Source organism: Streptomyces sp. NPDC094147 (genome assembly GCF_044764265.1).
GTDB lineage: Bacteria > Actinomycetota > Actinomycetes > Streptomycetales > Streptomycetaceae > Streptomyces.
The window spans coordinates 781,931-792,896 of record NZ_JBIWHT010000001.1 but is presented as its reverse complement, the minus strand read 5'-3'; the positions used below and the strand labels follow the sequence as shown (position 1 = coordinate 792,896).

The 10,966-nt window shown below is 72.4% G+C and carries 9 protein-coding genes; 6 read left to right on the top strand and 3 right to left on the bottom strand.

Annotated elements, in window-relative coordinates; genetic code table 11:
• The coding region (locus tag ACIQ8J_RS03645; protein ID WP_403607731.1) for a HAMP domain-containing protein at nt 1-1,267 on the bottom strand (1,267 nt) is incomplete at its 3' end.
• A 257-nt stretch (nt 1,268-1,524) separates the two neighbouring features.
• Between ACIQ8J_RS03645 and ACIQ8J_RS03640 the strand changes: the two genes are divergently transcribed.
• A complete protein-coding gene (locus tag ACIQ8J_RS03640) occupies nt 1,525-3,444 on the top strand; it encodes a SpoIIE family protein phosphatase (protein WP_403607747.1) in 1,920 nt (639 codons plus the stop codon).
• A 35-nt stretch (nt 3,445-3,479) separates the two neighbouring features.
• Nucleotides 3,480-4,712, top strand: a complete 1,233-nt coding sequence (gene hemW, locus ACIQ8J_RS03635) for a radical SAM family heme chaperone HemW (RefSeq protein ID WP_403264345.1) — start codon at nt 3,480-3,482, stop codon at nt 4,710-4,712.
• Between the two features lie 149 nt (nt 4,713-4,861).
• Here hemW and ACIQ8J_RS03630 read toward each other — a convergent pair whose 3' ends face one another.
• Nucleotides 4,862-5,677, bottom strand: a complete 816-nt coding sequence (locus ACIQ8J_RS03630; RefSeq protein WP_403264343.1) for a DUF3097 domain-containing protein — start codon at nt 5,675-5,677, stop codon at nt 4,862-4,864.
• A gap of 30 nt (nt 5,678-5,707) precedes the next feature.
• Nucleotides 5,708-6,427, bottom strand: coding sequence for an MBL fold metallo-hydrolase (locus ACIQ8J_RS03625; RefSeq protein WP_403264341.1), 720 nt, complete (start codon nt 6,425-6,427; stop codon nt 5,708-5,710).
• A 156-nt stretch (nt 6,428-6,583) separates the two neighbouring features.
• Here ACIQ8J_RS03625 and hrcA point away from each other — a divergent pair, with 156 nt between their 5' ends.
• The 4 genes from hrcA to ACIQ8J_RS03605 all read left to right on the top strand — a co-directional run bounded on the left by hrcA (nt 6,584) and on the right by ACIQ8J_RS03605 (nt 10,816).
• The gene (gene hrcA / locus ACIQ8J_RS03620; protein WP_403264340.1) at nt 6,584-7,603 is read left to right on the top strand and encodes a heat-inducible transcriptional repressor HrcA; all 1,020 of its coding nucleotides are present in this window, start codon (nt 6,584-6,586) and stop codon (nt 7,601-7,603) included.
• Nucleotides 7,604-8,740, top strand: a complete 1,137-nt coding sequence (gene dnaJ / locus ACIQ8J_RS03615; protein WP_403264338.1) for a molecular chaperone DnaJ — start codon at nt 7,604-7,606, stop codon at nt 8,738-8,740.
• Between the two features lie 241 nt (nt 8,741-8,981).
• Complete coding sequence (locus ACIQ8J_RS03610; RefSeq protein WP_403264336.1) at nt 8,982-10,073, top strand: nitronate monooxygenase; 1,092 nt, start codon at nt 8,982-8,984, stop codon at nt 10,071-10,073.
• Nucleotides 10,070-10,816 (top strand): 16S rRNA (uracil(1498)-N(3))-methyltransferase, encoded by a 747-nt coding sequence (locus tag ACIQ8J_RS03605; protein WP_403264334.1) that lies wholly within the window; start codon nt 10,070-10,072, stop codon nt 10,814-10,816. Before ACIQ8J_RS03610 ends, ACIQ8J_RS03605 begins: the two co-directional genes overlap by 4 nt.
• Nucleotides 10,817-10,966: the final 150 nt, after the last annotated feature.

The window sequence follows — 10,966 nt, the reverse complement described above, 5'->3', positions numbered from 1 at the left end:
CGACTTCGCGGGCCACCCTGGTGACTTCGTCGGCGAAGGCGGAGAGCTGGTCGACCATGGTGTTGATGGTGGATTTGAGCTCCAGGATCTCGCCCTTCGCCTCGACGGTGATCTTCTTGCCGAGGTCTCCCTGCGCGACGGCGGTCGACACGAGCGCGATGTTGCGCACCTGTGAAGTCAGGTTGTCCGCCATGAAGTTGACGTTCTCGGTGAGGTCCTTCCAGACGCCGGAGACGCCCCGGACCTCGGCGCGGCCGCCGAGGTTTCCCTCGGTGCCGACTTCGCGGGCCACCCTGGTGACTTCGTCGGCGAAGGCGGAGAGCTGGTCGACCATGGTGTTGATGGTGGATTTGAGCTCCAGGATCTCGCCCTGCGCGTCGACGGTGATCTTCTGGGACAGGTCGCCGTTGGCGACGGCGGTGGTGACCTGGGCGATGTTGCGTACCTGTGAAGTCAGGTTGGACGCCATGAAGTTGACGTTGTCGGTGAGGTTCTTCCAGACCCCGGACACGCCCCGCACCTGGGCCCGGCCGCCGAGCTGGCCCTCGGTGCCGACTTCGCGGGCCACCCTGGTGACCTCGTCGGCGAAGGCGGACAGCTGGTCCACCATGGTGTTCACGGTCAGCTTCAGTTCCAGCAGCTCGCCGGTGGCCTCGACCGTGACCGTACGGGTCAGGTCGCCGCGGGCCACCGCCGTGGTCACCGCCGCGATGTCGCGGACCTGTGCGGTGAGCCGCGCGGCCATCGTGTTCACGGCCTCGGTGACATCGCGCCAACTGCCGCTGAGGCCCTGCACCTTGGCGCGCCCGCCGAGCCGTCCCTCGGTGCCGACCTCGCGGGCCACCCGGGTCACCTCGCCGGTGAACAGCGAGAGCTGGTCGACCATCTTGTTGACCGCACCGCCCAGCCGGCGCAGATCGCCGCGCAACTGGCGGTTGCCGTCGTGCAGATCGACCCGCTGGGTCAGATCGCCGCCCGCCACCGCGTCGAGCACCCGGGTCGCGTTCGCCGCCGGCACCACCAGGGCGTCCAGCAGGGAGTTCGCATTCGCGATGCTGGCGGTCCAGGTGCCCTGCCCGGGGCTGGCCGCGAGCCGGTCGTCGAGCCGCCCGTGCCGGATCACCTCGCGGCGCACCCGGGTCAGCTCGTCGCTGAAGTGCTGGTTGCGCACCACCACTTGGTTGAAGACCGCGGCCAGGTCGGCCGGTATGCCCTCATGGACCTCCTGGAGCCGGACCCGGAAGTCTCCGTCACGCAACGCCTTCATGGCGGCAAGCAGGGGCCGAAGCTCCGAGGCCCGGACCCAGCCTCCCTCCCCGGGAGGCATAGCACTGTCTGCGTTCATCGCTGCCCACTTCGATGACTCGGCGCTTATGGCCACGCTCAGTCTGTCACTCTGTCGGAGTCGTGAGCGGCGCATCGCAAGAACCGGTCAGGAGCCGCACCGTGGGACCCCTTCCAACGCAGTGGGAGAGCGTGAACAGCCTGATTCCACCGTCCTCGCACGGCCCTTCCCCGGGCGCCGTGGCCAGGACCGCCGACGCCGCCCCGGGCCTCCCGGCGGCACCCAGGGCCCATGCGGCCGCCCGAACCCGGCTGCCCGGAAACTCGCTGGCGCCCGGGGCCGCCCGCCGGTTCGTGCGGGCCGCGCTCGCCGACTGGGCCGGGCTCGGGCCGCCGACGCCGGGCGAAGTCCCCGAATTCTCCGGCCAGTTCGCGGACGACGCGGCGGTTCTCGTCAACGAGCTGGTCACCAACGCGGTCGTGCACGCGGGCACGGCCGTCGAACTGCTCTGCCGTCTGGAGCCTGGTGCCGGGCCGGGACCCGCCGCCCTCGTCATCGAGGTGTCCGACCACCATCTCTCCCGCACCGTACGCAGTGAGCCGCGCTGCGCGCCGGACGAGCGGGCCGAGTACGAGTACGGGCGTGGTCTGCATGTCGTAGCGGCACTGGCCGAATGCTGGGGCATCACCTACCGCACCGGGCGCAAAACCGTCTGGGCCCGCCTCGCGGTGCACGGCGACGAGCAGCCCGGACCGAGCCGGGCCCCCTGCGGAGACCTCCTCCAACGCGGCCTGCGCGCGGCCGAGATACTCGCCCCGAACCCCCACCGCGGCCCGCGGCAGCACGACCCCGACTGGGTCGACCGCGGCGCCCTCTCCTTCCTCGCCGAGGCCTCCGACCTCCTTGCCGGGCAGTTCGACGAGGACATGATCGCGGCGCTCGCCGGTCAGCTCCTGGTGCCCAGGCTCGCCGACTGGTGCGCCATCTGGCTCGACGCGTGGCGCGGCCCCGGCGCCGCGCCCCGGCTGGCCCGCGTCTGGCACGCCAGGGAGTCCGCGCTCGAAGTGCTGCGGGCGACCGTCGGGAAGGAGCCGCCCCGGCTGCCCGCTTCGGTCGGTACCGGCCCCGTGCCGGTGCCCTGGCCGCGCATGGCCGGGCAGCCCCACGACGGCGCGGCCCTGGCGTACCGCCTGGTCGCGGGCGGGCGCCCAGTGGGCGTCCTGCTGCTCGGCCGGGCCGGCCTGATGCGCATGCCCGACGAAGTCACCGGCCTGATGGAGGACTTCGCGCGCCGAGTGGGCCTCGCGATCGGCGCGGCCCGCCAGTACACCCGGCAGGCCACCATCAGCCGGGTGCTCCAACGCGGCCTGTTGCCGAGCCGCGTCGCCGAGATCCCCGGCGTCGACAGCGCCCTCGTCTACCAGCCGAGCAACGAGGGCGTGGCGGGCGGCGACTTCTACGACGTGTTCCCCGGCGCCGGCGGCCGCTGGTGCTTCGCGCTCGGCGACGTCCAGGGCAGCGGCCCCGAGGCCGCGGTGCTGACCGGGCTCGCCCGGCCCTGGCTGCGACTGCTCGCCCGCGAGGGATACGCCGTGCACGAGGTACTGGACCGTCTCAACCAGCTACTCATGGACGACGCGACCGACGCGACCGACGCGACCGATGCGACCGACGCCACCGAGGCAGCCGAGGCCGCGGTCCGCCCGGCGGCGGTCGAGTCCGCCGCACCGGCCGAGCCGCAGACCCGGTTCCTGTCCCTGTTGTACGGGGAGCTCGTGCCGGACGCCGAGGGCCGGGGAGTGCGGTGCACGCTGGTCAGCGCCGGGCATCCGCTGCCGCTGCTGCTGCGCCCCGACGGCTCGGTGCGGTCGGCCGCCGCCCCGCAGATGCTGCTCGGGGTGGTCGAGGGCGCGCGGTACGAGAGCGAAACCTTCCGGATGACCCCCGGCGACACCCTCCTGTGTGTGACCGACGGGATCACCGAGCGGCGCTCGGGACCGCGGCTGCTCGACGACGGCGACGGGCTCGCCGCGGTCCTGGCCGACTGCGCGGGCCTGACCGCGTCCGGGGTGGCCGCCCGGATCAAGCAGGCGGTGTACGCGTTCGCCGAGGCCCCGCCCGCGGACGATCTCGCGCTGCTCGTCCTGAGGGCGACGTGACCGTGGCCGCGCCCGCCGTGCCGGACAATGGGGGCATGCCTTCCGTACTGCCCGATGGTGAGCCCATGCCCGAGGACGGGTCGCTGCCCCGCCACGCCCTGGAGGGCGCCGGGGAGCGGCCGCTCGGGTTCTACCTGCACGTGCCGTACTGCGCGACGCGCTGCGGCTACTGCGACTTCAACACGTACACGGCGAGCGAGCTGGTGGGCAAGGGCGGCGTCCTCGCCTCCCGGGACAACTACGCCGACATGATCGTCGAGGAGATCCGCCTCGCCAGGAAGGTGCTCGCCGACGACCCGCGCCCGGTGCGGACCGTGTTCGTCGGGGGCGGCACGCCGACGCTGCTCGCCGCGGGCGACCTGGTGCGGATGCTGGCCGCCGTACGGGACGAATTCGGCCTCGCCGACGACGCCGAGGTGACCACCGAGGCCAACCCCGATTCGGTGGACCCGGAGTATCTGGACCAGCTGCGGGCCGGCGGTTTCAACCGGGTCTCCTTCGGCATGCAGAGCGCCCGGCAGCACGTCCTGAAGGTCCTCGACCGTACGCACACGCCCGGACGCCCCGAGGCGTGCGTCGCCGAGGCGCGCGCGGCGGGCTTCGAACACGTCAACCTGGACCTGATCTACGGCACCCCGGGCGAGAGCGACGAGGACTGGCGGGCCTCGCTCGCCGCGGCCGTCGGCGCCGGGCCCGACCACATCAGCGCGTACGCCCTGATCGTCGAGGAGGGCACCCAGCTCGCCCGGCGGATCCGGCGCGGCGAGGTACCGATGACGGACGACGACGAGCACGCGGACCGGTACCTGATCGCCGACGAAGTCCTCGGCTCGGCCGGGTTCTCCTGGTACGAGGTGTCGAACTGGGCCACCACCGAGGCCGGCCGCTGCCTGCACAACGAGCTGTACTGGCGCGGCGCCGACTGGTGGGGCGCGGGTCCCGGCGCGCACAGCCACGTGGGCGGGGTGCGCTGGTGGAACGTGAAGCACCCCGGCGCCTACGCGGCTGCGCTGGCGGCGGGGCGGTCGCCCGGTGCCGGGCGCGAGATCCTGCCGGAGGAGGACCGCAGGGTGGAGCGCATCCTCCTCGAACTCCGCCTCCGCGAGGGCTGCGAGCTCACCCTGCTCCGCCCGGCGGGCCTCGCCGCGGCGGGCCGCGCGGTGGGCGAGGGGCTCCTCGACCCCGACGCCTTCGACGCCGGCCGGGCCGTTCTGACCCTGCGGGGCCGACTCCTGGCGGACGCGGTGGTCCGGGACCTGGTGGACTGACCAGGATGCCTTTTTGGCTGAGGTCCGCTGCAATTCCCAGCCTCTCCGGCGCTTGAGGAGCGGGGTCTGGGGCGGAGCCCCAGCGGCCACCGGACCGCACCCGAACCACACCCCCGGAGGGTCTCGGGAAGGGGCGGGGTGGGGAAAGGCTAGGGCACCGTAACGAAGTCGATCAGGTGCTCCACCGAGCCCAGCAGGGACGGGTCCAGGTCCTTGTAGCTGTGGACCTTCGACAGGATGTGCTGCCACGCCGCCCCCGTGTTGTCCGGCCACCCCAGCGCCCGGCACACGCCCGTCTTCCAGTCCTCGCCCCGGGGCACCCTCGGCCATGCCGCGATGCCCACCGAGGACGGCTTCACCGCCTCCCACACGTCGATGTACGGGTGGCCGACGATCAGTACGTCCGCATCCGTCACCGACGCCGCGATGCGGGACTCCTTCGAGCCCGGGACCAGGTGGTCCACCAGGACGCCGAGGCGGGCGTCCGGGCCGGGGGAGAATTCGGCGACGATCGCCGGGAGGTCGTCGATGCCCTCCAGGTACTCGACCACCACGCCCTCGATGCGCAGGTCGTCGCCCCACACCTTCTCCACCAGCTCCGCGTCGTGGCGGCCCTCGACGTAGATCCGGCCCGCCCGCGCGACCCGGGCCCGCGCGCCCGGTACGGCCAGCGATCCGGAGGCGGTGCGGGCGGGGCGCACGGGGGCGGCGGAGGGGCGTACCAGCGTGACCACCTTGCCCTCCAGCAGGAAGCCGCGCGGCGCGAGCGGGAAGACGCGGTGCTTGCCGAAGCGGTCCTCCAGCGTGACCGTCGGACCCTCGGCCGTCTTCTCACAGCGGATCACGGCTCCGCAGAACCCCGTGGAGATCTCCTCGACGACCAGATCGGCCTCCGCGGGGACCTCCGGCGCGGGGGTCTGCTTCTTCTTCCAAGGGGGCGTCAGGTCAGGGCTGTAGCTGCGCATTCGACAGAGAATACGGCGGCCCGCCCGCCCCTACGAGCCGAACCTGGCCGCGAGTTGGTCCCGCTGGGCGCGGACGAAGGCCGCGTCCACCACCGCGCCGTGCCCGGGTACGTACACCGCGTCCTCGCCGCCCAGCGACAGCAGCCGGTCCAGGGCGGCCGGCCAGCGCGAGACCACCGCGTCCCGGCCCGCCTGGGGCTCGCCCGACTCCTCGACCAGGTCGCCGCAGAAGACGATCTCGGGCGATCCGCCGCTCGCCGGGACCAGGAGCGCCAGGTCGTGACCGGAGTGGCCGGGGCCCACGTTGGCGAGCAGGACCTGGCGGCCGCCCAGGTCAAGGGTCCACTCGCCGCACACCATGTGATGCGGTCTGACCAGCAGGTCGGCGGCCTCGGCGGCGGCGTCGTCCGGCACGCCCTGGCGCGCCGCGTCGGCGCGCAGCTCGTCGCGGTCCAGGGCGCGCTCGATCCCGACCGCCCCGAACACCTCGGCGGCGGCGAAGGCCGCCGTGCCGAGGACGTGGTCGAAGTGCGGGTGGCTGAGTGCGATATGGGTCACCCGGCGGCCGAACAGGGCCTCGGCCTGCGCCCGCAGCTCGGCGCCCTCCTGGAGGGTCGAGCCGGTGTCGTACAGGAGGAGTCCGTGCTCCCCGGAGACCAGCCCGGCCGTGGCGTCCCAGCCGGGCAGGCGCCTGCGGCCCACCCCGTCACCCAGGCGCTCCCAGCCGAACTCTTCCCAATTGACGTCCATGACGCGACGCTATCCGCAATCCCCCGGTGACGTCGCACGGTAGCGTGGTCGGCCGCCCTTGCTAGGGGCGTACCGGTCGGCCGTACACTGACCGGGGGGATTGCTGGCACTCGAACACAGCGAGTGCCAAACGGATGGCAACTGGAGGTGTGCGCGATGCTCAGTGAACGCAGGCTCGAAGTGCTGCGCGCCATCGTCCAGGACTATGTCGGCACCGAGGAGCCGGTGGGGTCCAAGGCCCTGACCGAGCGGCACGCCCTGGGCGTCTCGCCGGCGACCGTGCGCAACGACATGGCGGTACTGGAGGAGGAGGGCTTCATCGCCCAGCCCCACACCAGCGCCGGCCGGATCCCGACCGACAAGGGCTACCGGCTCTTCGTCGACCGGCTCGCCGGTGTCAAGCCCCTGTCGTCGCCCGAGCGCCGCGCGATCCAGAACTTCCTGGACAGCGCCGTCGACCTGGACGACGTCGTCGCCCGTACGGTGCGGCTGCTCGCGCAGCTGACCCGGCAGGTGGCCGTCGTGCAGTACCCGTCGCTGACCCGCTCGACGGTGCGGCACGTGGAGCTCCTCTCGCTCGCCCCGGCCCGGCTGATGCTGGTGCTGATCACCGACACCGGGCGGGTCGAGCAGCGCATGGTCGACTGCCCGGCGCCGTTCGGCGACGCCTCGCTCGCGGACCTGCGGGCCCGGCTCAACGCACGGGTGGTGGGGCGCCGCTTCGCGGACGTGCCGCAGCTCGTGCAGGACTTGTCGGAGTCCTTTGAACCGGAGGACCGAGGAACCGTTTCGACGGTCCTCGCCACCCTCCTCGAAACCCTGGTCGAAGAGACCGAGGAGCGGCTGATGATCGGCGGCACCGCCAATCTCACCCGCTTCGGACACGACTTCCCGCTGACCATCAGGCCGGTGCTGGAGGCGCTGGAGGAGCAGGTCGTGCTCCTCAAGCTGCTCGGCGAGGCCAAGGAATCGGGCATGACCGTACGCATCGGGCACGAGAACAACGCCCACGAGGGACTGAACTCCACGTCCGTCGTATCGGTCGGCTACGGTTCCGGCGGCGAGGCGGTCGCCAAACTCGGCGTGGTCGGACCGACCCGCATGGATTACCCCGGAACGATGGGAGCGGTACGCGCAGTGGCACGTTACGTCGGACAGATCCTGGCGGAGTCGTAAGTGGCCACGGACTACTACGCCGTACTCGGCGTGCGCCGCGACGCATCTCAGGACGAGATCAAGAAGGCCTTCCGGAGGCTGGCGAGGGAACTTCACCCCGATGTGAACCCCGACCCCAAGACCCAGGAGCGGTTCAAGGAGATCAACGCCGCTTACGAGGTGCTCTCCGACCCGCAGAAGAAGCAGGTGTACGACCTCGGCGGCGACCCGCTGTCGTCGTCGGGCGGCGGCGGTGCCGGGGGCTTCGGAGCCGGTGGCTTCGGCAACTTCTCGGACATCATGGACGCCTTCTTCGGCACGGCCTCGCAGCGCGGCCCTCGCTCGCGGACCCGCCGCGGCCAGGACGCCATGATCCGCCTGGAGATCGACCTCAACGAGGCGGCCTTCGGCACCACCAAGGAGATCCAGGTCGACACCGCCGTGGTGTGCACGACCTGCTCGGGCGAGGGCGCCGCTCCCGGCACCTCCGCGCAGACCTGTGACATGTGCCGCGGCCGCGGCGAGGTGTCCCAGGTCACCCGGTCCTTCCTGGGCCAGGTCATGACCTCGCGCCCCTGCCCCCAGTGCCAGGGCTTCGGCACCGTGGTCCCCACCCCGTGCCCGGAGTGCGCGGGCGACGGCCGCATCCGCTCGCGCCGCACGCTCACCGTGAAGATCCCGGCCGGTGTCGACAACGGCACCCGGATCCAGCTCGCGGGCGAGGGCGAGGTCGGCCCCGGCGGCGGCCCCGCCGGCGACCTGTACGTGGAGATCCACGAACTCCCGCACGACGTGTTCCAGCGCCGCGGCGACGACCTGCACTGCACGGTCACCATCCCGATGACGGCGGCGTCGCTCGGCACGAAGGTGCCGCTCCAGACGCTCGACGGCATGGAGGAGGTGGACATCCGTCCGGGCACCCAGTCCGGCCAGTCCATCCCGCTGCACGGCCGGGGCATCACGCATCTGCGCGGCGGCGGCCGGGGCGACCTCATCGTGCACGTCGAGGTCCTGACCCCGAGCAAGCTGGACCCCCAGCAGGAGGAGCTCCTGCGCCAACTGGCCAAACTCCGCGGCGAGGAACGCCCCACGGGCCAGTTCCAGCCGGGCCAGCAGGGCCTGTTCTCCCGCCTGAAGGACGCGTTCAACGGCCGCTGAGCCGAAAGAAACGAGGAGGGGCCGGCTTTCCCGGGCAGTACCGGGAAAGCCGGCCCCTCCTCGCGATGCCGGGCGGCAAAAGTCAGCCCCTCGTGGGGGTCCCTCCCTGGCCCTTAAGGCCTTGGGGGAGTTTGCGGAGCGGGGGTTCGGGGGCGGAGCCCCCGAGCAGGGTGGTCGGCCCCACCACCCCGGGCGGAAGAGGCGATTCGGCGCGAGAGCAACCACATGGCACGATGCGGACATGGCTTTGACCGATCTCTGCCGGTATCCGATCGTGCAGGCGCCCATGGCGGGCGGCGCCTCCGGTCCGGCACTGGCCGCAGCCGTCTCCGAGGCCGGCGGGCTCGGATTCCTCGCCGCCGGGTACAAGACCGCCGACGGCATGTACCAGGAGATCAAGCAGATGCGCGGGCTGACGAACCAGCCCTTCGGAGTCAACCTGTTCATGCCCCAGGACCCGCACACCGACCCCGCCGCCATCGAGGTCTACCGGCACCAGCTCGCGGGCGAGGCCTCCTGGTACGAGACACCGCTGGGCGACGCCGACGCCGGGGGCGACGACAACTACGAGGCCAAGCTGGCGATCCTGCGCGAAGACCCGGTACCGGTGGTTTCGTTCACCTTCGGCTGCCCCGAGCGCGCGGTGCTCGACGCCTTCGCGAAGGTCGGCACGTACACGATCGTCACCGTGACCACCCCCCAGGAAGCGCAGACCGCGCAGCGGGCCGGGGCGGACGCGGTGTGTGTGCAGGGCGTCGAGGCGGGCGGCCACCAGGGCACCTACCGGGACGATCCGCAGACCGGCGGGGCCGGTATCGGACTGCTCACGCTGATCGCGCTCGTCAAGGAGACGGTCCGGCTGCCGATCGTCGCGGCGGGCGGCCTGATGCGCGGCGCGCAGATCGCGGCGGTGCTCGCGGCCGGCGCGGACGCGGCGCAGCTCGGCACGGCGTTCCTGGTCTGCCCGGAGTCCGGCGCGAACGTGCTGCACAAGCAGGCGCTGACCAACCCCCTTTTCGTCCGTACGGAGTTGACGAGGGCGTTCTCCGGGCGACCCGCGCGCGGACTGGTGAACCGGTTCATGCGGGAGCACGGACCGTACGCCCCCGCCGCCTATCCCCAGGTGCACCAGCTCACCGCGGACCTGCGCAAGGCGGCGGCCGGGGCCGGTGACGCCCAGGGGATGGCGCTCTGGGCCGGGCAGGGCCACCGGCTCGCCCGGGACCTTCCGGCCGGCCGCCTCGTCGAGGTGCTGGCCGACGAACTCGACGCCGCGGGCGCCGAGTTGACCGCGACACTGCAGAATCTGAGGAACATGAGGAGTGCGTCATGACCGCCCCGGTCTTCGTCGTCGACAAGGTGCCGGGCGGCGGCGAGTTCGTCCTGGACGGGGCGGAGGGGCGGCACGCCGTCTCCGTCAAGCGGCTGCGCGCGGATGAGGAGGTCACCCTGACCGACGGCCGCGGGACCTGGGCGGACGCCGTGGTCGTCGCCGCCGAGGGCAAGGACCGCCTGGTGGTACGGATCACCGGCGGGTGCGCGACCGAGGACGAGCCCGCGGTACGGATCACCGTGGTCCAGGCGCTGCCCAAGGGCGACCGGGGCGAGGTCGCCGTCGAGACGATGACCGAGACGGGCGTCGACGCGATCGTGCCGTGGCAGGCCGCGCGCTGCATCACCCAGTGGAAGGGTGAGCGCGGCCTCAAGTCCCTTGCCAAATGGCGCAGTACGGCCCGCGAGGCGGGCAAGCAGTCGCGCCGGGTGCGGTTCCCCGAGGTGTCCGAGGCGATGACCACCAAGCAGGTGGCGGCGCTGCTCGCCGGGGCCGACCTGGCGGTGGTCCTGCACGAGGACCGCGATTGCGCCTCCGACGCGCTGGCCACGGCCGCACTGCCCGAGCACGGCGAGATCGTCCTGGTGGTGGGCCCCGAGGGCGGCGTCTCCCCGGACGAACTGGCCACCTTCGCCCAGGCCGGAGCCAAGCCGTACCGCCTGGGCCGCAGCGTCCTGCGCACCTCGACAGCGGGCACGGTGGCAGCGGCCCTCCTGATGGGCCGCACGGGCCGCTGGTCGTAACCCCCCCCCGCATGTGACGCCCTGGGCGGGCGAAACGGCCTGCGTGGCGAACAGGGCCCTGGCGGGCAAAAGTCAGCCCCTCGTGGGGGTCCCTCCCTGGCCCTTAAGGCCTTGGGGGAGCTTGAGGAGCGGGGTCCGGGGCGGAGCCCC

What these genes read in the sequence shown, in the direction of transcription:
- hemW (WP_403264345.1), top strand. Translation starts at nt 3,480, where the DNA reads ATGCCTTCCGTACTGCCCGATGGTGAGCCCATGCCCGAGGACGGGTCG.
- ACIQ8J_RS03630 (WP_403264343.1), bottom strand. Translation starts at nt 5,677, where the DNA reads ATGCGCAGCTACAGCCCTGACCTGACGCCCCCTTGGAAGAAGAAGCAG.
- ACIQ8J_RS03625 (WP_403264341.1), bottom strand. Translation starts at nt 6,427, where the DNA reads ATGGACGTCAATTGGGAAGAGTTCGGCTGGGAGCGCCTGGGTGACGGG.
- hrcA (WP_403264340.1), top strand. Translation starts at nt 6,584, where the DNA reads ATGCTCAGTGAACGCAGGCTCGAAGTGCTGCGCGCCATCGTCCAGGAC.
- ACIQ8J_RS03610 (WP_403264336.1), top strand. Translation starts at nt 8,982, where the DNA reads ATGGCTTTGACCGATCTCTGCCGGTATCCGATCGTGCAGGCGCCCATG.
- ACIQ8J_RS03605 (WP_403264334.1), top strand. Translation starts at nt 10,070, where the DNA reads ATGACCGCCCCGGTCTTCGTCGTCGACAAGGTGCCGGGCGGCGGCGAG.